At 65.3% G+C, this 21,940-nt stretch carries 22 protein-coding genes; 9 read left to right on the top strand and 13 right to left on the bottom strand.

Annotation, left to right across the window (positions count from 1 at the left end):
- Nucleotides 1–18: 18 nt before the first annotated feature.
- Both ACODSR_RS05495 and hemC read right to left on the bottom strand, forming a co-directional pair.
- Nucleotides 19–690, bottom strand: coding sequence for a uroporphyrinogen-III synthase (locus ACODSR_RS05495; protein WP_489074449.1), 672 nt, complete (start codon nucleotides 688–690; stop codon nucleotides 19–21).
- On the bottom strand, nucleotides 687–1,613 hold the full coding sequence (gene hemC, locus ACODSR_RS05490; RefSeq protein WP_489074447.1) for a hydroxymethylbilane synthase: 927 nt from the start codon (nucleotides 1,611–1,613) through the stop codon (nucleotides 687–689). The genes ACODSR_RS05495 and hemC overlap by 4 nt, the downstream gene beginning before the upstream one ends.
- A gap of 44 nt (nucleotides 1,614–1,657) precedes the next feature.
- Between hemC and tsaD the strand changes: the two genes are divergently transcribed.
- Genes tsaD through ACODSR_RS05475 form a run of 3 tightly spaced genes read left to right on the top strand, consistent with a single transcriptional unit; the run spans nucleotide 1,658 to nucleotide 5,224 of the window.
- Nucleotides 1,658–2,692: a tRNA (adenosine(37)-N6)-threonylcarbamoyltransferase complex transferase subunit TsaD gene (gene tsaD / locus ACODSR_RS05485; protein ID WP_489074445.1), complete on the top strand. Its 1,035-nt coding sequence runs from the start codon at nucleotides 1,658–1,660 to the stop codon at nucleotides 2,690–2,692.
- Complete coding sequence (locus ACODSR_RS05480; RefSeq protein WP_489074443.1) at nucleotides 2,689–3,660, top strand: NAD(P)H-dependent glycerol-3-phosphate dehydrogenase; 972 nt, start codon at nucleotides 2,689–2,691, stop codon at nucleotides 3,658–3,660. The genes tsaD and ACODSR_RS05480 overlap by 4 nt, the downstream gene beginning before the upstream one ends.
- A 22-nt stretch (nucleotides 3,661–3,682) precedes the next feature.
- Entirely contained in the window at nucleotides 3,683–5,224 is a 1,542-nt protein-coding gene (locus tag ACODSR_RS05475; RefSeq protein WP_489074442.1) for a lipopolysaccharide biosynthesis protein, read from the top strand.
- On the opposite strand, the gene ACODSR_RS05470 is transcribed toward ACODSR_RS05475, so the two are convergent.
- The gene (locus ACODSR_RS05470; RefSeq protein WP_489074440.1) at nucleotides 5,225–6,238 is read right to left on the bottom strand and encodes an adenosine kinase; all 1,014 of its coding nucleotides are present in this window, start codon (nucleotides 6,236–6,238) and stop codon (nucleotides 5,225–5,227) included.
- A 111-nt stretch (nucleotides 6,239–6,349) separates the two neighbouring features.
- Between ACODSR_RS05470 and ACODSR_RS05465 the strand changes: the two genes are divergently transcribed.
- On the top strand, nucleotides 6,350–7,018 hold the full coding sequence (locus tag ACODSR_RS05465) for an EI24 domain-containing protein (RefSeq protein ID WP_489074632.1): 669 nt from the start codon (nucleotides 6,350–6,352) through the stop codon (nucleotides 7,016–7,018).
- Nucleotides 7,015–7,389 (top strand): hypothetical protein, encoded by a 375-nt coding sequence (locus tag ACODSR_RS05460; protein WP_489074438.1) that lies wholly within the window; start codon nucleotides 7,015–7,017, stop codon nucleotides 7,387–7,389. The genes ACODSR_RS05465 and ACODSR_RS05460 overlap by 4 nt, the downstream gene beginning before the upstream one ends.
- Here ACODSR_RS05460 and queG read toward each other — a convergent pair.
- On the bottom strand, nucleotides 7,386–8,420 hold the full coding sequence (queG, locus tag ACODSR_RS05455; RefSeq protein WP_489074436.1) for a tRNA epoxyqueuosine(34) reductase QueG: 1,035 nt from the start codon (nucleotides 8,418–8,420) through the stop codon (nucleotides 7,386–7,388). The two genes, ACODSR_RS05460 and queG, sit on opposite strands and share 4 nt — an antisense overlap.
- Before the next feature lie 34 nt (nucleotides 8,421–8,454).
- Here queG and ACODSR_RS05450 point away from each other — a divergent pair, with 34 nt between their 5' ends.
- From ACODSR_RS05450 to msrB, 3 genes are read left to right on the top strand one after another with little or no spacing between them, the layout of a single operon-like run.
- Entirely contained in the window at nucleotides 8,455–9,420 is a 966-nt protein-coding gene (locus tag ACODSR_RS05450) for an ABC transporter ATP-binding protein (RefSeq protein ID WP_489074434.1), read from the top strand.
- A complete protein-coding gene (locus ACODSR_RS05445; protein ID WP_489074432.1) occupies nucleotides 9,417–10,607 on the top strand; it encodes an ABC transporter permease in 1,191 nt (396 codons plus the stop codon). Before ACODSR_RS05450 ends, ACODSR_RS05445 begins: the two co-directional genes overlap by 4 nt.
- Nucleotides 10,608–10,625: 18 nt before the next feature.
- The gene (gene msrB, locus ACODSR_RS05440) at nucleotides 10,626–11,102 is read left to right on the top strand and encodes a peptide-methionine (R)-S-oxide reductase MsrB (protein WP_489074430.1); all 477 of its coding nucleotides are present in this window, start codon (nucleotides 10,626–10,628) and stop codon (nucleotides 11,100–11,102) included.
- Here the strand turns inward: msrB and ACODSR_RS05435 are convergent.
- The 9 genes from ACODSR_RS05435 to ACODSR_RS05395 form a co-directional block, all read right to left on the bottom strand.
- Nucleotides 11,083–12,897, bottom strand: coding sequence for a hypothetical protein (locus ACODSR_RS05435; protein WP_489074428.1), 1,815 nt, complete (start codon nucleotides 12,895–12,897; stop codon nucleotides 11,083–11,085). The two genes, msrB and ACODSR_RS05435, sit on opposite strands and share 20 nt — an antisense overlap.
- Nucleotides 12,875–13,258: a GtrA family protein gene (locus ACODSR_RS05430; protein ID WP_489074630.1), complete on the bottom strand. Its 384-nt coding sequence runs from the start codon at nucleotides 13,256–13,258 to the stop codon at nucleotides 12,875–12,877. Before ACODSR_RS05430 ends, ACODSR_RS05435 begins: the two co-directional genes overlap by 23 nt.
- A 16-nt stretch (nucleotides 13,259–13,274) precedes the next feature.
- Nucleotides 13,275–14,810: an NAD(P)/FAD-dependent oxidoreductase gene (locus ACODSR_RS05425; RefSeq protein WP_489074426.1), complete on the bottom strand. Its 1,536-nt coding sequence runs from the start codon at nucleotides 14,808–14,810 to the stop codon at nucleotides 13,275–13,277.
- Nucleotides 14,811–14,985: 175 nt separating this feature from the next.
- Complete coding sequence (locus ACODSR_RS05420; protein ID WP_489074424.1) at nucleotides 14,986–15,318, bottom strand: UrcA family protein; 333 nt, start codon at nucleotides 15,316–15,318, stop codon at nucleotides 14,986–14,988.
- 176 nt (nucleotides 15,319–15,494) lie between these two features.
- Nucleotides 15,495–17,084 carry a bifunctional phosphoribosylaminoimidazolecarboxamide formyltransferase/IMP cyclohydrolase gene (purH, locus tag ACODSR_RS05415; protein ID WP_489074422.1) on the bottom strand — a complete coding sequence of 530 codons (1,590 nt, stop codon included), beginning with the start codon at nucleotides 17,082–17,084 and terminating at the stop codon, nucleotides 15,495–15,497.
- A 112-nt stretch (nucleotides 17,085–17,196) separates the two neighbouring features.
- Nucleotides 17,197–18,948 (bottom strand): heparinase II/III family protein, encoded by a 1,752-nt coding sequence (locus tag ACODSR_RS05410; RefSeq protein WP_489074420.1) that lies wholly within the window; start codon nucleotides 18,946–18,948, stop codon nucleotides 17,197–17,199.
- 14 nt (nucleotides 18,949–18,962) lie between these two features.
- A complete protein-coding gene (gene rpe, locus ACODSR_RS05405) occupies nucleotides 18,963–19,625 on the bottom strand; it encodes a ribulose-phosphate 3-epimerase (RefSeq protein ID WP_006952331.1) in 663 nt (220 codons plus the stop codon).
- 78 nt (nucleotides 19,626–19,703) lie between these two features.
- Nucleotides 19,704–20,195, bottom strand: coding sequence for a diguanylate cyclase (locus ACODSR_RS05400; RefSeq protein WP_489074418.1), 492 nt, complete (start codon nucleotides 20,193–20,195; stop codon nucleotides 19,704–19,706).
- A gap of 89 nt (nucleotides 20,196–20,284) precedes the next feature.
- Entirely contained in the window at nucleotides 20,285–21,574 is a 1,290-nt protein-coding gene (locus tag ACODSR_RS05395; protein WP_489074416.1) for an RsmB/NOP family class I SAM-dependent RNA methyltransferase, read from the bottom strand.
- 140 nt (nucleotides 21,575–21,714) lie between these two features.
- On the opposite strand from ACODSR_RS05395, the gene ACODSR_RS05390 reads away from it, so the two are divergent.
- A complete protein-coding gene (locus ACODSR_RS05390; RefSeq protein WP_489007057.1) occupies nucleotides 21,715–21,888 on the top strand; it encodes a DUF1674 domain-containing protein in 174 nt (57 codons plus the stop codon).
- Nucleotides 21,889–21,940 lie beyond the last annotated feature (52 nt).

The following is a 21,940-nucleotide window of genomic DNA, read 5'->3' as shown; positions in this document are numbered from 1 at the left end:
TGTCTGCCATTACACCCGTCATTCGCACAAACCACGCGCAAGGGCCAGCATGTCGTCGTCGCGTGGCTGGTCCGGCGCTTGTCCGCTGGCCCAGCCCGTTCCGCACGCCGCCAGTGCAGCCGGACTGATCGCGACGATATGCAATCCGGCCCGCGCCGCCATCGGGACTTGCGCCGCCAGTCGCTCCCCGGCACGGGGCGAATGGACCAGCAGCACCGATCCCGGCACCGCGTCACGCAACAGCGCCGGATCAGGCGGCAGGCTGGCCATGCTGTACACCGCGATCCGCGTGACATGCAGCGGTCCTGCCTCCATCGGCGCAACCGTCGTGCCTGCCAGATGCAGCACTGCGCGGTGACCATCAGTTGCGATCCGCGCCGCGATGGCACTGGCGTCGCCATCGCCCGCGACCACGCGGTCAAATCCCTGCGCCTGCAAAGCCGCCGCCGTCGCGCTGCCCACTGCATAAGCGGGCAACCCGCGATAGGTCGCCAGCGCTGGCCCCGCCAGCCGCGCTGCATTGGCGCTGGTCATCAGCAGCGCGTCGAAATCCCCGGCCTCAGGCGCTGTCCAGTCCAGCGGCTGCGGCGCGAACAGCGGATGCACCACCGCCTCCAGCCCCAGCCGCGCCACGGCCTGCGCCGTCCTGCCCGCCCCCGGTTCGGGCCGCAGGATAAGAACCCGCCTCACGCTTCGAACAGCGACCGCAGCGCCGGACTGGCCCGGTCCAACAGCGCACGACCCATTGCCTGCGCCGCGTCACAATCCTGCCGATCGATATGGGCTTCCTCGCTCACCGTTTCCTGCCCGTTGGGGCTGATAATCTCCGCGCGCAGGTGCAGCCGGTCGCCGTCCACCAGCGCCAGCGCCGCGATCGGCGAATGGCAGGTGCCGCCCAGCCCCATCAGCACGTTGCGCTCGGCCATGACGCAATCGAACGTGTCCGTGTCGTTGATCGCGGCCAGCGCCGCCAGCACTGCGTCGTTACCAACCAACGCCTCAATCCCCACCGCACCCTGCGAAGGGGCTGGCAGCATCATGTCGGTCGGGATGGTCACGCCGACATCACCCTGTCCCAGCCGGTCCAGCCCGGCCGCCGCCAGCAGGGTCGCATGGACATCCCCCGCCGCCAGCTTGGCCAGTCGCGTCGCGACATTGCCCCGGAACAGGGTGATGGTGGCATCGGGCCGCAGCCGCGTCACCTGCGCAGCGCGGCGCGGCGAGCTGGTCCCGACGACCGGATTGGCGGGCAGCGCGTCGAAACTGTCCGCCCCCACCAGCCTGTCGCGCACATCGGCGCGCGGCAGCATCGCGGCGATACGGAACACGGCAGGGCGCAGCGTCTCCACATCCTTCATGCTGTGGACCGCAAAATCTATCTCGCCTTCGACCAGCGCCCGGTCCAGTTCCTTGGTCCACAGCGCCTTGCCGCCAATCTCGGCCAGCGCCCGGTCCTGTATCCGGTCGCCACTGGTCTGGACGGTGACGATCGCCACGGCGGTATCGGGCCAGCCATGGGCATCGCACAAGGCGCGGGCGGTCATGCGGGCCTGGGCCAGCGCAAGGGGTGAACCCCTGGTGCCAAGGCGCAACGGTCGGTCGGACAAAATCATATGCAGCTTGCTCTAATGACCACGGGCATTAGATGGAAGCGACAATGACAATCATCCTCGGCCTGGAATCGAGCTGCGATGAAACCGCAGCGGCGCTGGTGACGGCCGACGGGCGGATTCTGGCGCATCGGCTGGCCACGCAGGAGGAAGCACACCGCCCCTATGGCGGCGTCGTCCCCGAAATTGCCGCCCGCGCCCATGTCGAGGCGCTCGCCCCGTTGATAGAGGCGGCGCTGGCAGACGCGGAGATGACACTGGATCAGGTCGATGTGATCGCCGCGACCGCGGGGCCGGGCCTGATCGGCGGGGTCATGGTCGGGCTGGTGACAGCCAAGGCGCTGGCCCATGCGGCGGGCAAGCCGCTGATCGCGGTCAACCATCTGGAGGGCCACGCCCTCTCGCCGCGCCTGTCCGACCGGACGCTGCAATTTCCCTATCTGCTGCTGCTGGTGTCGGGCGGCCATTGCCAGATTTTGCTGGTGCGCGGTCCCGGCGACTATTCTCGCCTCGCGACCACGATCGACGACGCAGCGGGCGAGGCGTTCGACAAGACCGCCAAGCTGCTGGGCCTTGGCTATCCCGGCGGTCCGCTGGTGGAAAAGGCGGCGGCGCAGGGCAATCCCAAGGCGGTTCCCCTCCCCCGCCCGCTGCTCGGCACGGCGGAGCCGCATTTCTCCTTCGCGGGCCTCAAAAGCGCGGTGATGCGCGCGGTCCAGTCCGGCCACTATTCGACGCCAGATATTGCCGCCAGCTTTCAGCAGGCCGTGATCGACTGCCTGATCGACCGCACCCGCCGCGCACTGGGGCAGGCGGACGGCATCACCGCGCTGGTCGTGGCCGGTGGCGTCGCGGCCAATCAGGCGATCCGTGGGGCGCTCGAAAAGCTAGCGGCGGATCACGACCTGCCCTTCGTCGCGCCGCCCTTGTGGCTGTGCACCGATAATGCCGCTATGATCGCCTGGGCCGGGGCTGAACGTTATGCCGCGGGGCTGGTCGATGACCTGACCTTCCCCGCCCGACCGCGCTGGCCGCTCGACCCGGCGGCGGAAAAAGCACGCGGTGCGGGAGTGAAGGCATGAAAGCGGGAGTTATCGGGGCAGGCGCATGGGGTACGGCGCTGGCGCAATTGCTGGCCGCCGACGGGCAGGCCGTGACGCTGTGGGCGCTGGAGACCGATGTGGTCGACACGATCAACGGGGGGCAGGAAAATCCGCTCTATCTGCCGGGTATCAAGCTGGCCCCGTCCATCCGTGCGACCAGCGCGATGGCCGACCTTGGCGACTGCGACATGCTGCTGGTGGTCAGCCCGGCCCAGCATTTGCGGAGCGTCGTGGCCCAAGCCCCCGCCGGTGTGCCGCTGATCCTGTGTTCCAAGGGGATAGAGGCGGACACCGGCCTGCTGATGGGGGAAGTCGCGCGCGCGGCGCAGCCGACATCGCCCATCGCCGTCCTGTCCGGCCCGACCTTCGCCCATGAAGTGGCCAGGGGACTGCCGACCGCGATCACGCTGGCGTGCGACGATGCCATATTGGGCGCGCAACTGGCGGCGCGGATCGCCCGCCCGGCTTTCCGCCCCTATCTGTCCGACGATGTCACGGGGGCGGAAATCGGCGGCGCGGTCAAGAATGTGCTGGCGATTGCGTGCGGCGTGGCGGACGGCGCGGGGTTGGGCCTCAATGCCCGCGCGGCGCTGATCAGCCGGGGCTTTGCCGAAATGACGCGCTTTGGCCTGGCGCGCGGCGCACGGGCGGAAACGCTGGCCGGGCTGTCGGGGCTGGGCGATCTGGTGCTGACCTGTTCTTCCACCAATTCGCGCAACTTCTCGCTGGGCAAGGGTCTGGGTGAAGGGCGCAGCGCTGCTGACCTGCTGTCCAACCGCCGCACCGTGGCCGAAGGCGCGTTTACCGCCCCGGTGCTGCGCGATGCCGCGCGCGCGGCGGGGGTGGAAATGCCGGTGGTCGAAGCGGTCTGCGCCTTGCTGGCCGACGCCGCGCCGCTCGGCACCGTGATCGACGCGCTGCTCGCGCGTCCGTTGCGGCCCGAATAAGCCGTCGCGCGTCCGCACCATCATGGCTACACTCCAGTCATCAGACGGGACGACAGAGGGGAGTCGATTGACCGCACAGCTTCCTGCGTCGAAGGACGAGGATGACATCGCCGCCCTGGCCAAGGGCGGGCGGACCAATGTGTTCGGTTTCCTCCTTCGCCTGGCCGCCCGGCTGCCCTTCCTGTTCATCGCGGGCCGGGTCTATGGCGCCGAAACGCTCGGCCGCTTCGCGTATGCCGTGCTGGTGGTCGAATTTGTCGCGCAATTGGCGACGCTCGGCCTGAAACGCGGGCTGGCGGGTGCGTTGAGCCAGACCGAACGCCCCCACGCTCATGTCGTGACCGACGCGATGCTGGTGACGATGATCGCCGCGCTGCTCGGCGCAGGCCTGCTGGTCGCCTTTCCCCAGGCAATGTTCCCCAATAGCGGCATTAACGGCCTCGACCGGCTGCTGGCGCTGATCGTCATTGCGGTTGCCGGGTCGGACGTAGCGCTGGCCGCCTGCGCCTATAAATTCGATGTCGGCGCGACGGTACGGGCGCGCTCGATCATCGAACCCTGGGCGATCAGCATCGGCGCGTTCGCCTTTGCCTTCTATTCGACCCGCGACGGGCTGATCCTGTCCTATGCCGTGTCGATGATCGCCGCCTTCATCGCCTCGATCATCCCGATGGCGCGCCATTATGGCCTGCCGGTCGGCTGGCGGCCCGATGCAGGGCGGCTGTGGCGGCTGGCGCGGCGCAACCTGCCGCTGGCGGCCGCCGACGGGGTGGAGTGGGGATCGCGGCGGCTGGACATGGCGATATTGGGCTTGTTTGTCAGCCCGGCGGTGATCGGCATCTATTATATCGCGCAGCAGGTCGCCTCGCTGCCGCAAAAGCTCAAGACCAGCTTCGACCCGATATTGGGTCCGGTCATCACCCGCAATCTGGCGGAGGGGAATATGGCCGCGATCGCCCGGCAGGTCAGCCAGGTCGGTTTCTGGATCATCGCCGCGCAGGCGGGGATTGCGCTGGCGCTGGGCATCCCCGGCGAAGCGGTGATGGGGCTGGTCGGCCCGCATTTCGTCAGTGGCACCGGGGCGCTTGCCTTCCTGCTGATGGCCGAAGTGATCGCCGCCACCGCGGTCGTCAGCGAATCAGCGCTCGTCTATATCGCGCGCCACCGCAACCTGATGATCTCGCTGGGCATGATCGGCTGCCAGGCCGCTTTCAGCTTCGCGCTGATCCTGCTCGCGCGCCAGCTCGCCCTGCCGGTCATGGCGGTGGCCGCAGCGCCCGCCCTCGCCCTGTGCCTGGCGCTGGCAATCGGCGCCTTCGTCAAGGCGCGGTTGCTGTCCCGGCTGCTCAATGCGCCGATCAACGCCTGGCGCTGGCCGTTGCTGAGCGCGGCGGGCGTCGCCTGTATCGTCGGTTCCGCCTTCGTCGCCCTGCCGCCGCGGCTCGAATGGGTCGAGCTGGTCGTCGGCGTCTGGGCGATATTGGGCGCTTATGGCGTGGTCATCTGGCGCTGGGGCTTTGGTCCCGATGACCGCACCCTGTTCCGCAAGCAGAAGGCTGACTGATCAGGCGAACAGCTTGTCGCGGATCGTGCCCAGATCATCCTCCGGTCGTGCGCCCCAGTGGGAAATCACCTCGGCTGCCGCCGCTGCGCCCAATGCCAGGCAATCGGCCACGCTGCGCCCGTCAATATGGGCGGCCAGGAAACCGGCGGCGAACAGGTCGCCAGCGCCGGTCGTGTCGATGATTTGCGCGACCGGTGCAGCAGGCGCTTCGTAACGCACGCCATCGACGATCGCGACCGCGCCCCTTTCGCTGCGGGTCGAGACCAGCACCGGCACCTTGGCCGCAATCGCCGCCACGGCCTTGTCGAAATCGTCAATCTGCGCCAGCGACTGAATTTCACCCTCATTGGAAAAGAGGATGTCGATCTGGCCATTGTCGATCAGGTCGATGAAATCGGCGCGGTGACGGTCGATCACGAAATTGTCGGATAGGGTGAAGGCGACCTTGCGCCCGGCCCCCCGCGCCGCGTCAATCGCCGCCCGCATCGCCGCACGCGGCTGCTCCGGGTCCCACAAATAGCCTTCGAGATAGAGGATGCCGGCCGAGCGGATCATATCCAGGTCCAGCGCGGCCTCCGGCAGAAATTGCGAGGCACCCAGAAACGTGTTCATCGTCCGCTGCGCATCGGGCGTGACGAGGATCAGGCAGCGGGCAGTCGGCACATCGCCGGTCATGACGGGCGTGTCGAAACGTATGCCGATCGCACGCACGTCATGGCTGAACACTGCGCCCAGCTGATCGTCATTCACCTGGCCGATAAAGCCGCATGTCTTGCCCAGCGCGGCGAGGCCCGCCAGCGTGTTGGCGGCCGACCCGCCGCTGATTTCCTTGGCCTGGGGCATGTCCGCATAAAGGGTTTCGGCCATTTCAGCGTCGATCAGCTGCATCCCGCCCTTGGTCAGCGCATGTTCGGCAAGGAAGGCGTCATCGCTGCGCGCGAGGACATCGACAATGGCGTTGCCGATGGCGACGACGTCAAGCGTCGGGGCCGAAACTGGAGCGGAAGCGGTCACGCAAAATCCTTATGATGCGGGGAATGTCAGGCTGCCGTCTCTATCGGCGCGCGTGCGCCCATGCAACAGCGCGCGATTGACGGGCGTCGCGGCAGGCCAGATAGTGGCCCGATGGTCCTGACCGCCGCGCTGCGCGCCTTCCCGCTGATCTTCCACGCCGCCGCCCGGCGGTTGCTGGTCAAGACATTGCTGCTGACACTTTTGGTCTTTGCCCTGCTGGCGGTGGGGCTGTGGGCGGGCTTCCATGCGCTGCGCCTCCATTATGGCTGGGGCGGCGGCGGCATGGCGGAGGCGGCGGCGACCGCGCTGATCGTCGTCGCGGCAGGATGGCTGCTGTTCCGCGCAACCGCGATGGCGATGATGGGCCTGTTCGCCGACGATATTATCGCAGCTGTAGAGGCGGATCGCTACCCGGATGCAGCGGCGGACGCGCGACCAGTCGGGCTGGCGCGCAGCATCCGCTATGCGATGGCGTCGGTTGCGCGGACGATCGGCTGGAACCTGCTGGCACTGCCTGCCTATATCGCGCTGCTGGTGACGGGGGTGGGGACGATCGGGCTGTTCCTGGCGCTCAACGCCTATCTGCTGGGCCGCGATCTGGCCGACATGGTCGAGCCGCGTCATCCGGGTCAGCCGCCGATCCCGCGTGGCAGCCGGTGGCTTCTGGGTCTCGCTTCGGCGCTTCTGTTCCTCATCCCGCTGGTCAACCTGCTTGCGCCGATCTGGAGCGCGGCTATGGCGGTCCACATGCTGCACGGCGTCAGAAGGAAGCCTGTATGAACGTCCCCCGCCTTGCCCTGATCGCGCTGCTGGCGCTGCCGCTTGCTGCCTGTGGCGCGGGCAGCGTGGTGCCGCAGACCGGCTATGCCCCCGCACCTGCCGGTCCCCCGGCCAGCGCCTTTGGCAAGCCCGGCCCGCTGATGGGCGCGGACGCACGCGCGCTGACCCAGATGTTCGGCACGCCACGGCTCGACATTCGCGAGACCACGGTGCGCAAGCTGCAATTTGCCAATGGCCGCTGCGTCCTCGACACCTATCTCTACGCCCCGGCACGCGGCAAGGAGCCGGTGGTGACCCATGTGGACGCGCGCTCGCCCGCCGGCAGCGACGTCGATCCGGCGGCCTGCGCGACCGCGCTGCGGGCGCGTTAGGCCGACAACCGCCCGATCGCCCATGCCGCCGCTTCGGCCACCGCCGGATCGTCGTCGCCCACCAGTGTCTGCAACCGGCTCAGTAGCCGCGCGTCGCCGCTATTGCCCGCTGCAATGGCTGCGTTCCGCACCATCCGGTTGCGACCGATGCGTTTGATCGGGGAGCCGGAGAAAATCTCGCGAAACGCGGCGTCGTCCAGCGCCAGCAGGTCGGCGATAGCGGGGGCGGCAAGTTCGGCGCGGCCGATGAAGGCCTTGTTGGCTGCCGCCGCGTCCGCAAATTTGTTCCAGGGGCAGACCGCCAGGCAATCGTCACAGCCATAGATGCGGTTGCCGATGCCCTCCCGCAATTCATGCGGGATCGGCCCCTTATGCTCGATCGTCAGATAGGAAATGCAGCGGCGGGCATCGACGACATAGGGGGATGGGAAGGCGTCGGTCGGGCAGGCAGTCTGGCAGGCGGTGCAGCTACCGCAATGGTCGATCTCCGGCGGGTCGGGTTGCAGCGCGATTTCGGTGTAGATCGCACCCAGGAACAGCCAGCTGCCATGCTGGCGGCTGACCAAATTGCTATGCTTGCCCTGCCAGCCCAGCCCCGCCCCCTGCGCCAGCGGCTTTTCCATGACCGGGGCTGTATCGACGAAAACCTTGAGCGCACCCGGCTGTTGCTCGATCAGCCAGCGGGCCAGCGCCTTCAATCCCTTTTTGACGACATCATGATAGTCTTTGCCCTGCGCATAGACCGAGATGCGCGCACGGTCCGGTACGTCCGCCAGCGCCAGCGGATCGCGCCCCGGCGCATAGCTCATCCCCAGCATCACCACGCTGCGCACATCGGGCCACAGGCCGCTGGGCGATCCGCGTTGTCCCGCGCGCTCTGCCATCCACAGCATGTCGCCATGATGCCCTGCGTCCAGCCATTCGCCCAGACGCTGCCCGGCCTGAGGCGCGACATCGGCGGGCGCAATGGCGCAGGCGGCGAAGCCCAACGACGCGGCCTGCACCTTCAGGCGGGTTTCCAAGCTTTCCATTTGCGTTGGCATGGGGTGACACTATCAGGAGCGGATGAACGGCGACACTCCGGCACCGCCCCTCCGCTATGCGCTCGAAGGCCATGGCCTTGTCAAGACATTCGGCAGCTTCCGCGCGGTCGACGGCGTCGACATCGCCGTGCCTGCCGGGTCGATCTATGGAGTGCTGGGTCCCAATGGCGCGGGCAAGACGACTTTGCTGCGCACCCTGCTCGGCATCATCGACCCGGATGAAGGCACCCGGTCCCTGCTTGGCGACGCCGCGCCGCTGCGGATGGCGCGGCAGGTGGGCTATTTGCCGGAGGAGCGCGGGCTGTATCCGTCGATGAAGGCGTTTGAGGCGATTGCCTTCATGGGCGCGCTGCGCGGTCTGCCACTGAAAATAGGGCGCGAACGGGCGCGGGCGATGTTGGAGGGGCATGGCATGGGCGGCGCGATCGACAAGCCAATCCGCCAGCTGTCCAAGGGCATGGCCCAGACAGTGCAACTATTCGGGACGATCATCCACGAACCCCGGCTGATCGTGCTGGACGAGCCCTTTTCCGGGCTGGACGCGATCAATCAGGAGAAGCTGGAAGCGTTGATCCGCGAGCAGGCGCGACGGGGCGTCACCATCCTCTTTTCTACCCATGTCATCGCCCATGCCGAACGCCTGTGTGAGCGGATCGCCATCGTCGCTGGCGGGCGCATCCGGTTCGAGGGGACGGTGGCCGACGCGCGCGACCGGTTGCGCCCGCAGGTTCGACTGCGCACCAAGGCGAACGACGGGGCATGGCGGCGCGCTTTGCCCGCCGATACCGTGGTGGAGGATGGCGCATGGCATTTCGCCCTGCCCGATGACGGGATCGAGCCGCTGCTGCACGCATTGCTGGCCGGGCAGGCGGGGATCGAGAGCCTGTCGATCGAACGGCCAGGGCTCCACGACGCCTTCGTCGCCATCGCCGGAGAAGCGACCGCGCGCCAGATGGAAGAAGCGCAGACGCGGGAGCAGGACGCATGAGAGAGATGATACGCGCCGCTCTGGTCATCGCCCGTCGGGATTTCACCGCGGTGGTGCTGTCGCGCACCTTCATCCTGTTTCTGCTGGGACCATTGCTACCGATCCTGATCGGCATGGCCTTTGGCGGCCTGGGCGAGAAAATTTCCAGCACCGACCTGCGCCCGATGGTCGGCATCGCGATGCCCGCGAGCGAAACCGCGCGGCTGGAACGGGCGCACCAGCGCCTGACCGAACGGATGGGGGATCAGGCGCTGGTCCGGTTGCGGCGCGTACCGCTGACCCCTGCCCCACGCGAGCAGCTGGCGCGGGCCGATTCGGCGGTGGTGGCGATCTTGTCCGGTTCGGTGGCGCACCCGATGCTGACCGGCAAGCCCGACGATCTCGACAAGATGCAGGGCGACCTCAGCCTGATCGCCAGCGCGGCGCAGGCGGAGCAAACGCTGCGGCTGGTGCAAATCGAGCGGCAGGAGGTCGCCACCAGCCTTGGCGCACAGGCGCAGGCGCGGCTGCTGATCGGGCGGGTGGCGCAGGTCGTCATGTTCTTCCTGACGATCCTGCTGGCGGGCATGATCCTGTCCAATCTGGTCGAGGAAAAGACCAACAAGATCATCGAGATATTAGCCGCCGCCGTGCCGATCGACGCGATTTTCCTAGGGAAACTGATGGCGATGCTGGCGATGAGCTTTGTCGGCATCGCTTTCTGGGGCGGAACGGCCTTTGCGATCTTCCTGGCGCTGCACGGGTCCGCTTCGGGCCTGCCTGCTCCAGCCGTCGGCTGGCCGATCTTCCTGATCCTCGCCGTGCTGTATTTCGCCATGGCCTATACGCTGCTGGGATCGCTGTTCCTGGGGATCGGCGCGCAGGCGGCGACGGTGCGGGAGGTGCAGACGCTGAACATGCCGGTCACCATGGGGCAGATGCTGATCTTCTTTTTTGCCAGCTACGCCGTCGATCATATGGGATCGCCCGCTGAGGTGGCCGCAGCGATATTCCCGTTCAGTTCGCCCTTCGCCATGATAGCGCGCGCAGCGCAGGATGATGCGCTGTGGCCGCATCTGCTCGCGCTGCTGTGGCAGGCAGCGTTCGTGGCGCTGATCATCCGGGTCGGGGTGCTACTGTTCCGCCGCCATGTCATGCAGTCGGGCGGGCGTTGGTGGAAGCGCCTGTTCAGGAACACGACAGGCTGAAGGGTGTTCAAGGATGTCATGAACCGGCGAATTTTCCTGAGTGGCGTGACGACCGGCGCGGTGGCGCTGGGTTGGTGGCGGCTGGGCCTTGATCGGGCGGAGGCCGCCTATCCCTTTACGCTGAGCGATGCGGAGTGGCGCAAGCGCCTCTCGCCCCTCGCCTATAATGTGCTGCGCAAACAGGCGACCGAGCATCCCTTCACCAGTCCGCTCAATAAGGAGCATCGGACCGGGATTTTTGCCTGCGCCGGATGCGGGCAAAAGCTGTTCAGTTCCAAGACTAAATTTGACAGCGGCACCGGCTGGCCGAGCTTCTATGCGCCGCTACCCAAGGCGGTCGGCACCAGCCGCGACTTCGACCTGGGCTATCCCCGCACCGAAGTCCATTGCGCGCGCTGCGGCGGGCATCTGGGCCATGTGTTCGATGACGGACCAAAGCCCACCGGGCTGCGCTATTGCATGAATGGTGTGGCGCTCAGCTTCGTGGCGACCTGATCCGGTAGATTTTCAGCGGGCCGCGGGTGGGGAGCGGTTCAAGCCAGTCTGGCGTAGTGCCGCGTGCCAGTTGAGCGGCGAGGCCGTTGGGTGCATCCTGGGCATAAAGCAGCATTTCATTCATACGCGGACACATCACCAAATACTCCGCCCCGCGGCCAGCCTTGACAGCCATCACATCCAGACGTGCCTGCTCCGGCGTCGAAAGAAAGGCGTGGGTGACGGCATTGATGCCAATGACGTTGCGATGATGGCCGGTGCCGACGACCGAATGATTTGTATGCACCAGGATGTCCGGCCCAATATCCAGTGGGGCAAATAGAAGCGACGGCGGCAAAGACCGTAACGGCGCAAGCATGGCGGCCGTCCGACAATTGTCCTTATTGATCTGGACAGTCGGATGGGCGACTTCGGCAAGACTGGCCCAGGCCGACGCAATACCGACAGGTGTTAGGAGTATCAAGGTGACCGACAAAGCCACACGCTGCACGGCAAAGCGCAAATCCTGGATGCGATTGAACAGGGTCGCGATCAGCCAGGCCGTACCTGGCAGCGCGAAAACATGTGCAACGGTCATGGCGCGCAGTACCAGAACCGACACAGCCAGCGCGCCAAGCAACAACATCGCCAGAACCAGCCACCTTACTCGCTCGGCACTATCGCGTGCGGCTACGGCCGCTGCCAACGTCGCGCCCAGCCCCAGCAATGACGGCAGCAGGCTGACGCCGGCAAGCGCAGAAATCTGCTCCCACAACGGACGCCCCTCCAGCACGCGCATATACCATTGTTTATGGGCAAGTGGCGTCAACTCGTGGAATGGACCAGCGATCAAGCAATCGGCACCGATCCACAACAGCGAAATGATCGCCACAACTGCGCCAATCGCCGGAACAGCAAGCCGTCCCCAGACGTGCTGCGTCGGTGCGATGCGTCCGCCCGCAACCATAATCACCGCGAAAAACGCCAATGGCCAGACAAAGACAGCCGACATGGCATCGCATTGGGACTGGACGATCGACCCTGTCCCCCGCGTGAACAAAAGCAGCAGAACAGCCCCGATGCCTAGCGCCGCGGAAAAAGCCGTCAAACGCACCGTTTCACGGGCATCATATGCTTGGCGCAGAGTGAATACTGCTCCGAACAATGCAGCATATGGCAAACCTTCGGTCGAAATTTGCAACCAGGTTGCAATCGCGAAACCTGCCAAAAGTCCGCCGCGAGCGCGACGGGGGTCTAGCGCACCGCCCAATGCGATTGTCGCCATGAGAACTTGCCACCCGTGATGATCCACGCGCATGGGCGCAAATTGAATGACTATGGTGGGTGTGAGGAGCAGCAACGCCACTGTCAGATAGGCCAATCGCGGCCTTACCAAAGCTAGCACCACCCGAAACAGCGCAAGGTAAACAGCCAGCAAGGTGAGCAGCGGGACAATCGCACACGCCAGAATTTCGGCAGCGGGCTGGCCGACCAAAGGCCGCGCCAACAGGATAATGGCTGCTATAGGCAGATCGACAATGCGAGACCAGTGCATCGGCCCGCCCGTGGGAGGGTTAATCCGATGCTGGCTGACATCGAACCAGGCCTGCCCGGCTATCCAGTCCCGCACCTGTTGCAGGCGCATGGCGTCGTCGGTGTCCATGAAGGTTCGTTGCGCTATTTCCTCTCGAAAGAGGATCAGCAGCACGATGGCAAAGACGCACCAAATGGCCGCAAGCAGCAGTCGTTGAATGACCGCCGGATTGCCAGATTTGCTGATAGCCGGCGCGGATTCAGTCGCGATTGAATAAGACATTTTTTCGCACCAGATACACGGTGGAGAAACTGACGAATACCGCCAGACATTTGGCCAGGACCGGCGAAATGCCCATGCCGCCCAACGACGATACAATGCCCAAAGTTATGCCCATGCCCAGCAGTGCGCTCGCCACGAACCCGGCGCGCTGCGCATGGGTTGGACCTTCGCCAGTGTCGAACACAAAGCGGATGCTGATCGTCCAGTGGACGATCAGTCCGATGGCGTAGCCGCCGAACGCGGCCAGCAAGGGCGGCGCGCCGACATGGTTGAGCGTCAGGAAAACTGCCATATCGCTCGACAGCGCGCAGATGCTGGCCAGCAGATAGCGGGCGAACATCAGCCGCGCGACCAGCGCCATCAATACGCGCACCGGATCAGGCAGCCTTCAGGCGCGACGGCACGGCGCGGGTGCTGGCGAGGGCCGCCTGTGCGTCCGCATCAGCCCCATTAATTTGGCCTTCTTCACCGGCCTCATGATATTCGGCATCTTCATTGACCGACCAGACGTCATGGATGCGCGCACCCGCGACGATGTTACGCACCGTCAGCATCGCAGTCATCATCGCATGGTCCTGATTATTATAGCGGTGCATACCGTTGCGCCCGACCATGTGCAGCGTTGGGTAACGCGCTTCGAGTTCGGTGCGCATCGCCAACACATTAGCGGCATAGGCGTCGTCATAGACCGGATAGGCCTTTTCCTGCCGCACGACCGCGCCCCCCACGACATCATCGGGGTTGCAGAGGCCCAGCAGCGCCATTTCCTTCGTCGCCAGCGCGACCAGATCAGCGTCGGACGAAGCCCACAGGCCATCGCCTTCGAAGCAGAAATATTCCAGGCCCACACAGGCAAGCGTAGGATCCGGCACCATTTCGGGCGACCAGCTGCGGAAATTCTGGATACGGCCGACCTGCACCTTGCTGTCGTGGATATAAATCCAGTTGTCGGGGAAAATATCCTCGCCCTTCACCATCAGCGCCACGGTCAGGAAGTCGCGATATTTCAGGTCCATGGCTTCGGGCAGGGTGGCGGGCAACGGATGGATGCGGCCCGCCAGCTCGCGCATGGGGGCGGACGAAATGACATGAGCGGCGTTGATGATGACTTCGCCTTCAGGTCCCTGCGCCACCAGCCGCCAGCGATTCGTCCCCTGATCCTGCTCCAGCCGTTTGAAGCTGTGCGCCATCAGCACCTGATTGCCGCCATCCACCACATGATCGCGCGCCTTTTCCCACATCATGCCGGGGCCAAGCCGGGGATAGCGGAAACTTTCCAGCAGCGTCTTGGTCGCCATGCCGTCATTTGGCTTCTTGTTGAGGCCGAGCGAGCGTTTCAGCCCGTCGGTGACCGCGCCCCAGAGCGACAGGCCCTTGATCCGCTGCGCCGCCCAGTCCGCCGACATTTCATCGCACGGCATCCCCCACACCTTCTCGGTGTAGGTTTTGAAGAAGATGGAGAAAAGCTTGTGACCGAACGCATTGACGGTCCAGTCCTGAAAGGAGCGCACATTGCGGTTGGGCAGCAGCTTCGCCTTGGCAAAGCTCGCCATGCACAGCGTCGAGCGCCAGATGCCCAGATTCCACAGCGCCTCGAACGCGCGGAGCGGGTAGCTGTAGAATTTGCCCTCATAATAGATGCGGCTCATCCGGGGGCGCTGGATGAAGTCGTCAGGCAATATCTCGTTCCACAGGTCAACGACCTGCTGCGATTTGGAGAAAAAGCGATGCCCGCCAATGTCGAAACGGAAGCCGTCCAGTTCGACTGTCCGGCTGATGCCGCCGACATAGACCGGGTCTTTCTCGATCACCGTGACGCTATAGCCCTGCTTGGTCAGTAGATAGGCTGCGGTCAGGCCCGCCGGGCCTGCGCCGATGATGGCGACGTCCACATGCTGGTCGATACGTGACATGGCAGGCAATTCCCCCGGATAATCTCTGGTGTCACCGGGAGTGAAGGAAATATTCTAAGGACTGGTTAACGCGCGGTAAGGATCGCGCGCGAAGGGACGACATGACAAAGGGCCGCCCCGCAGTGCGGAACGGCCCCCTGCAGTCCCCTTCGTGAGGGGAACTCGCGAAGACAAGTCAGCCCTGGCGCTGGGCCATGGCGTTGAGATCCGTGCGCGCGCCATTGAGCGCTTCACCAAAGCAATTACGATAATCGTCGCTCACCGGGATGATCGAACCGTTGACGAAACCGCAGACCTGCTTGGCGGCGCGGACGACGCGATAGTCGGCGCGACGCAGACCGGCAGTGCTGGCCAGGTTGAGGTCAGCGACCGATACAGCGATCGAACGGGTTTCCGTACCCGCACGGCCATCAACGATCACGTCCATGTCATTATTGCCCGCACTCGCCACACCGGGCAGCGCAAGCGCCATCGTAGCGGCCAGCGCCACCAGCGTCTTTGCAGTCATCCTGTTTCTCCTGTCGAACATGCTTTTCTAATTGTCCGCCCCACGTCTGACGTGGAAGTAGGGTCATGCTCTAAATAAGCGCACAGGCCGTTGTTGAAAAGAGGCCAGTTGATAAAAAGTGGCAGAAAACCGTTATTTTGCGGATGCGAAGGCTTTTGCTTCGCACCCGCGGAGGATTAATGCCGGAAGTGACGCATACCGGTGAACACCATGGCGAGACCCGCTTCGTCGGCGGCGGCAATGACTTCGTCGTCGCGGATCGAACCGCCTGGCTGAATGACGGCGGTGGCCCCTGCTTCGACCGCTGCCAGCAATCCGTCGGCGAAGGGGAAGAAGGCGTCGGAGGCGACGGCCGAGCCGATGGTGCGGGGTTCGCTCCAGCCAGCCTTTTCGGCGGCATCCTTGGCTTTCCACGCGGCGATGCGCGCTGATTCGAGTCTGTTCATCTGGCCCGCACCCACGCCCGCGGTGCTGCCACCTTTGGCATAGACGATGGCGTTGGACTTCACATGCTTGGCGACGGTCCAGGCAAACAGGCAGTCGGCCAGTTCCTGTTCCGTGGGTTCGCGCTTGGTCACGACTTTCAGCGCATCGCGGCTGATCTGGCCATTGTCCCGGCTCTGCACCAGCACACCGCCCGCAATCGTCTTGAGTTGCAGGCCGGGACGCGCCGGATCAGGCAGGTCACCGGTCAGCAGCAGACGGAGATTCTTCTTCTTCGCAAAGATGGCGCGCGCGGCATCATCGGCGTCGGGCGCGGCGACGACTTCGGTGAAAATGCCGCTGATCGCGTCGGCGGTCGGGCCGTCGAGCGGGCGGTTGACCGCGATGATGCCGCCGAACGCCGACACGCTGTCGCAGGCAAGCGCGGCTTCATAGGCCTCGATCAGGGTCGCGCCGGTCGCCACGCCGCACGGGTTGGCGTGCTTGACGATGACGACGGTGGGCGGGCCGTCGCGAAATTCGCTGACCAGTTCGAGCGCGGCGTCGGCGTCATTATAGTTGTTGTAGGACAGTTCCTTGCCCTGGATCTGCTTGGCCTGGGCGATGCCGTTGGCAGACGGACCAGTGGGCAAATAGAGCGCGGCGGACTGGTGCGGATTTTCGCCGTAACGCAGCGCGGTCGAGAGAGTGCTGGCGACGGCCAGCGTTTCGGGGAACATCACGCCCTGATCGGCGAAGGCGAACCAGCTGGCGATCATCGAATCATAGGCAGCGGTCGCGGCATAAGCCTTGGCCGCCAGCATCCGGCGGAAGTCGTAGCTGGTCGCCCCACCCTTCTCGTCCATTTCCGCGATCAGCCGGGCATAGTCGGCGGGATCGGTGACGATCGCCACGCTGTCATGATTCTTCGCGGCGGAGCGCACCATGGAGGGGCCGCCAATGTCGATATTCTCGATAATCTCCTCGCGCTCGGCGCCCTTGGCGACGGTCGCGGCGAAGGGGTAGAGATTGACCACCACCAGGTCGATCGCGCCGATCTGATGCTCGTCCATCGACGCGACATGCTCCGGGTTATTGCGCACCGCCAGCAGGCCGCCATGCACCTTGGGATGCAGCGTCTTGACTCGGCCGTCCATCATTTCAGGGAAGCCGGTCAGGTCGGAAATATCCATGACGGTGAGGCCCGCATCGCGCAGCGCCTTGGCGGTGCCGCCGGTCGACACCAGTTCGACGCCATGCTTGCCCAGCGCCTGCCCCAGTTCGATAAGGCCAGCCTTGTCCGACACGGACAACAGGGCGCGCTTGATGGGGTAATCGATCATGGGAGAGGCTTTCTGGTTGCAGGACGACTTTGCGCCGGTCCCTTAAGGGCTGACAGCGCAAAAATACAGCCCCGGAAGGTGATGACTGCGAAAGCCGATTAAGGCCGCAGCATCACCCCACCCGCTTGAACAGCCAGCCGATGCTCGATCCGCCGGGCAGCGCCTCGCTGGTCACGACCAACTGCCTGGTCGGATGCGGCCTTCCGTCGCCATCAACCCATAGGCTGTCCTCGACGCTCAACAGGCCGGTGCCGGTGCGGAATTGCCAGAGCGCGCCCATGTCGATGCGCAGCAGTGCGCCCTGATTGTCGGCAGTCAGGGTCGGTTCGACGCCGGGCGCCAGGTGGAAGCGCAGCAAGACCGGGAGTTTGGCAGGCTTGCGGCGGCGCTGCGCGGGGGTCAGCATATCCTCACCACGGATTTCCTTGCCGTCGCCGCTGACCAGCAGCAGGCGGCGGTGAACATAGCCGATGCGGCGGACATAGCCGTCATGGGACAGATCGACCCGGCTGCCATTGTCCAGTTCCTGCCGGTTCAGCTCCACTTCGGTGACGCCGCGCCCCAGCGTACCGTCGGGCATCAGTGCGGTGCTGTTGCAATCGTCCAGCACCAGCGTGCTGTGCGCGGCGGTGGTGCGCAGCCCCTGCGCCAGATCGCGCGGTATCCACGCCCCCTCCAGCCCAGCGCCGCCGCAGTTGACGATCAGGCGGTGCGCCCCGTCGCTAATCTCGATCGCGCCGGTTGAGGCGCAGCCTGCGTCGGCGAGGCGCGCGACCGGTGGGGGCGCAGCGTCGATCTGCACCACGGTCGTGCCTGCCGCGATCCGCTGATAGCCCCAGTCGCGCGCCTGCCGCAGCGGCCGGGCGCGCACCCGGCTGGCCGCAACCACCGCGTTGACGATCAGGGGGTCGATCGCGCCCGCCCCCTGCCAGTTGCCAAGGCCGCCATCGCCATGGGTCAGGCCCAGCAGCGCCGGGACGATCCGGGTCAGCCCGTCATTGAGGAAAGCAGGCGCGGTTTCGCGCCGCACATCATAGACCGCGCGCAGCATGGACAGCGCCATCACCGCCTCCACCTGCGCCAGCGGCGAACGGGAGACGATGCCGCCATCGGGGTAGAAGCCGCTGTCGATCGCGCGCTTGAGGCCCGCTTCACCGAACAATTTGCGCGCCCCGCCGCCGGGCATCAGCATGGAGGCCGCGACGATCGCGCTCCAGCCGATGATGCGGGGGAGGCCCATCGGTGCCTTGTCGGCAATGCGATCGAGATGCCGCGCGGTGCGGGCGATGCAGTTCAAGACCAGCGAACGATAGACCAGATCGCTCGACGAGAGGATCAGCGGCGCATGGGCAGTCCAGAAGAACAGCCGCCAGCCCGCATTGTCGGCGCGCCAGGCCGGTTCGCTGGGCGTTTCGGCATGAGCGACAAGCCATTTGCGCATGACATTTTCAGCGATCGGCGCGGCTTGTTCGCGGCTGGCGGCACTCGCCAGATCGCGCAGCCAGCGGAAGCTGTGCAGATAGTCGGCAAAGGCGGGATCGAGGTCCAACCGAGTGAAATCGAGCGTGTCGATAATCTGCTTCTTGCCGCGAAACAGGAAATAGCCTGCGCGGATCGCCTGCCCTGCGCGCGTGTCGCCGGGCAGTTCATCGTCGGGGACGGCCAGCAGCTTGAGCGGATATTTGCCGCGCAGCTTGCGCCCGTGGATCGGCGTTTTCCAGCTAAGCAGATAGAAATGATTGGCGATTTTCTGCGCCAGCGACAGCCCCTTGTCATCCGCGACGCGGATGAGACGCTTGCCCTGTTCGATACCGTCGTCGCTGCTCTGCGGAGCGGCGGGTTCGGGCGTCTTGCGGGCGGACATGCGCCGGACCTCGTTCACCCGCCCCGCAGCTTCCGGATATTATCGGCATAGGCCGTTGGCCCGCCGCGGAAGGTGGCGGTGCCTGCGACCAGCACGTCGGCCCCGGCGGCGATGGCCTTGGGCGCGGTAGTGAAATCAATGCCGCCATCGACCTGAAGGCGGATGTCGCGGCCGCTCTTGTCGATCATCTTGCGGATCGCTTCGATCTTGCGCAGCTGGTTCTCGATGAAGCTCTGCCCGCCAAAGCCGGGGTTGACGCTCATGACCAGGATCAGGTCGACGTCGTCGATCAGATAGTCGAGCATCTTGGCAGGCGTGCCGGGGTTCAGCACCACCCCCGCCTGCACGCCCAGCGACTTGATATATTGGATCGAGCGGTGGATATGCGGTCCAGCTTCTGGATGGACGGTGAGAATATCCGCCCCCGCCTGCGCAAAGGCGTCGAGATATTGATCGACCGGCGAGATCATCAGATGGACGTCGAACGTCTTTTTCGTGTGCGGGCGCAATGCCTTGACCACCGCCGGGCCGATGGTGATGTTCGGCACGAAATGGCCGTCCATGACGTCGATATGGATCCAGTCGCAGCCCGCTTCGTCAATGGCGCGCACCTCCTCACCCAGGCGGGCGAAGTCGGCGGAGAGGATGGAGGGCGAGATGAGGATCGAGGGTGTCATTAACCGTTCGCCTTAGCTATGCCTCCGTCCAAGGGCAACGGGTGATTTGGGGACAGCGCGTGGAGCGCGCCCAAGCCACTATAACATAACGAAAATCGTTGGGTCGAGCCGTTTGGAAGGCGCTGCGCCGTGCGGCAGCATTTGCTTGACCCCGTGCAGGCCGATCACCTCTTGCGCCTCGTTCAGCACCGGCGCGGCAATCAGCCGCATGGCGCACTGACCCATACCGTCTGCCTGATGAATATCGACGTCCAGGGTGAAACCGCGCTTGTGGCGGATGGCATAGCTGCGCAGCCGCTGCATGGCTTCGCGCGAGTCCGGGGCATAGAGCGACACGGACAAAGCGCGCGGCACCGATATATGCCGCTCCAGCCCGAAAATATCATAGACGCCCGCGGTCCAGGTCAAACTGTCATCGGTCAGGTCGCAATGCCACAGGCCCAGCCCCCGCTCCGCCAGCGCCGCATCGTTGCGCGCCAGCGACGGGTCCAGCATCACCGGGGCGAGATGTTCGCGCAGGTCGTAGAGCGGCCAGCTATGATGCAAGGGCAAAGGTTCGATCGGACGCACGGCGCACCTTCAAGACGAGGAATGGTCATCCTAAGTGCTTCATGGTTAAGGCTTAGTTTGAAAATGCGCAATTGTGACTCTGTAAAGTTTCATTGCTGGTTTTTGGCGAGCCGGGCGATGAAAAATCCGTCCGCGCCACCCTGGGTCGCCAATGTGTCGGGCAGGGTCCGCAGCCAGCCTTGTGGCGTGGGAGCCATCCCGTCGGGCAGTTCATTGGCCTGCGCGGGGACGAGCGCGAAGTCAGGGCGCTGGTCAAGGAAACGGGCGACCTGCTCCTCGCCCTCGGCCTGTTCCAGCGAGCAGGTAGCGTAGAGCAGCACCCCGCCCGGTTTCAGCCAGTCGGCGGCACGGGCGAACAATTCGCCCTGTAACTCCGCCAGCTCGGCAATCTGACGCGGGCCGATGCGGTGCAGCACGTCGGGATGGCGGCGATAAATGCCGGTTGCGGTGCAAGGCGCGTCTAGCAGGATCGCATCGACCGGTTCGTCCGGCTGCCACTGGCGCAGGTCGGCCTGAACGACATCGGCGGGCAGGCCGGTGCGGACGAGATTCTCGGTCAACCGCTCCAGCCGCTTTTTAGAAGAATCGATCGCAGTGACGCGCCATCCGGCGGCGGCCAGCTGCATCGTCTTGCCACCGGGCGCGGCGCACAGGTCCAGCACATGGCGGCCCTCCCCAGCGCCGAGCAAGCGCGCAGGGCAGGAAGCGGCGACATCCTGCACCCACCACGCGCCATCGGCAAAGCCCGGCAGATCAGGAATATTGGCCCCGTCGGGCAGGCGGACATGGCCCGGCGCCAGGCTGACGCCGCCCAGCTGCGTCGCCCAGTCGGCGGTGGCGGCAGGATCGCGCAGGCTGACATCGACTGGCGGGCGGATGGCATAGGCGCGCGCGGCGGCCTGCACCATCTCAGCGCCCCATTGTGCGGTCCAGCGGTCGGCGACGGCGGCGGGCAGAGTCGGCGGCACGGGCAGCACCGGCGCGCTGCGCGTCACCGTGCCGAACACACCATGGACCAGCTTGCGCGGCCCGCCATCGACGAGCGGCAATGCAGTGGCGATCGCGGCATGGGGCGCGGTGCCCAGCACCAGCACCTGGACCAGCGCAATGCGCAGCACCATGCGCGCTTTGGCATCATCAGGCAGCGGCAGCCGGGTTGCGCCGTCGATCAGCGCGTCGAGATCGGGCAGATGGCGCAGCACTTCGGCAGCAATGGCATGGACCAGCGCCCGGTCGGCCCGGTCGGCCAGCCCCTGACAGGCACCATGCAGCGCAATTTCGAGCGGGTCGCCACGCCGCAATACGGCGTCGAGCAATTTGAGGGCGGAACGACGCGCAGGCAGGCCGGGGACGTCAGCGGGGCGGGGAGATTGAGCCATGTGCCCGCGCCTAGGCCATTTTGCAGGGATAAGAAAGCGTGCCGCCCCTTCATACCCTTGCGCTTGGGCCTGTTGCCGCCCAAATGGCGGCCAGAGGACAGGGGCGTCGCTGCGGCGCTCCGCTATCGAAAGGCGGCTATATGGGACATTATAATGGCAAGCGCCCCGCGCATGTGCAGCCGCCCGCTCATCTCTCCAAAAGCCCGCCAGTGCCGCAGCCGGACCCGATCGACAGCCCGCCCCAGCACCAGGAAGAGCTTAGCCCGGTCCGCTACGGCGATTGGGAGCGCAAGGGTTTAGCGATTGATTTCTAAGAGTTTGTCTCGAAATGCGCCTCCGGCGCCTCCGCACCAGCCCTCACCCCCA

This window comes from Sphingobium sp. FG125 (genome assembly GCF_057809795.1).
This window is presented reverse-complemented; position numbering and strand designations above follow the sequence as displayed.

Excerpts from the sequence above, each read along its gene's own strand:
- ACODSR_RS05435 (WP_489074428.1), bottom strand. The coding sequence starts at position 12,897 with ATGTCTTATTCAATCGCGACTGAATCCGCGCCGGCTATCAGCAAATCT.
- ACODSR_RS05465 (WP_489074632.1), top strand. The coding sequence starts at position 6,350 with ATGGTCCTGACCGCCGCGCTGCGCGCCTTCCCGCTGATCTTCCACGCC.
- ACODSR_RS05460 (WP_489074438.1), top strand. The coding sequence starts at position 7,015 with ATGAACGTCCCCCGCCTTGCCCTGATCGCGCTGCTGGCGCTGCCGCTT.
- ACODSR_RS05425 (WP_489074426.1), bottom strand. The coding sequence starts at position 14,810 with ATGTCACGTATCGACCAGCATGTGGACGTCGCCATCATCGGCGCAGGC.
- ACODSR_RS05390 (WP_489007057.1), top strand. The coding sequence starts at position 21,715 with ATGGGACATTATAATGGCAAGCGCCCCGCGCATGTGCAGCCGCCCGCT.
- ACODSR_RS05430 (WP_489074630.1), bottom strand. The coding sequence starts at position 13,258 with ATGGCGCTGGTCGCGCGGCTGATGTTCGCCCGCTATCTGCTGGCCAGC.
- hemC (WP_489074447.1), bottom strand. The coding sequence starts at position 1,613 with ATGATTTTGTCCGACCGACCGTTGCGCCTTGGCACCAGGGGTTCACCC.
- ACODSR_RS05480 (WP_489074443.1), top strand. The coding sequence starts at position 2,689 with ATGAAAGCGGGAGTTATCGGGGCAGGCGCATGGGGTACGGCGCTGGCG.
- ACODSR_RS05420 (WP_489074424.1), bottom strand. The coding sequence starts at position 15,318 with ATGACTGCAAAGACGCTGGTGGCGCTGGCCGCTACGATGGCGCTTGCG.
- ACODSR_RS05410 (WP_489074420.1), bottom strand. The coding sequence starts at position 18,948 with ATGTCCGCCCGCAAGACGCCCGAACCCGCCGCTCCGCAGAGCAGCGAC.
- purH (WP_489074422.1), bottom strand. The coding sequence starts at position 17,084 with ATGATCGATTACCCCATCAAGCGCGCCCTGTTGTCCGTGTCGGACAAG.
- tsaD (WP_489074445.1), top strand. The coding sequence starts at position 1,658 with ATGACAATCATCCTCGGCCTGGAATCGAGCTGCGATGAAACCGCAGCG.
- rpe (WP_006952331.1), bottom strand. The coding sequence starts at position 19,625 with ATGACACCCTCGATCCTCATCTCGCCCTCCATCCTCTCCGCCGACTTC.
- ACODSR_RS05450 (WP_489074434.1), top strand. The coding sequence starts at position 8,455 with ATGAACGGCGACACTCCGGCACCGCCCCTCCGCTATGCGCTCGAAGGC.
- ACODSR_RS05395 (WP_489074416.1), bottom strand. The coding sequence starts at position 21,574 with ATGGCTCAATCTCCCCGCCCCGCTGACGTCCCCGGCCTGCCTGCGCGT.
- ACODSR_RS05475 (WP_489074442.1), top strand. The coding sequence starts at position 3,683 with ATGGCTACACTCCAGTCATCAGACGGGACGACAGAGGGGAGTCGATTG.
- ACODSR_RS05445 (WP_489074432.1), top strand. The coding sequence starts at position 9,417 with ATGAGAGAGATGATACGCGCCGCTCTGGTCATCGCCCGTCGGGATTTC.
- msrB (WP_489074430.1), top strand. The coding sequence starts at position 10,626 with ATGAACCGGCGAATTTTCCTGAGTGGCGTGACGACCGGCGCGGTGGCG.
- queG (WP_489074436.1), bottom strand. The coding sequence starts at position 8,420 with ATGGAAAGCTTGGAAACCCGCCTGAAGGTGCAGGCCGCGTCGTTGGGC.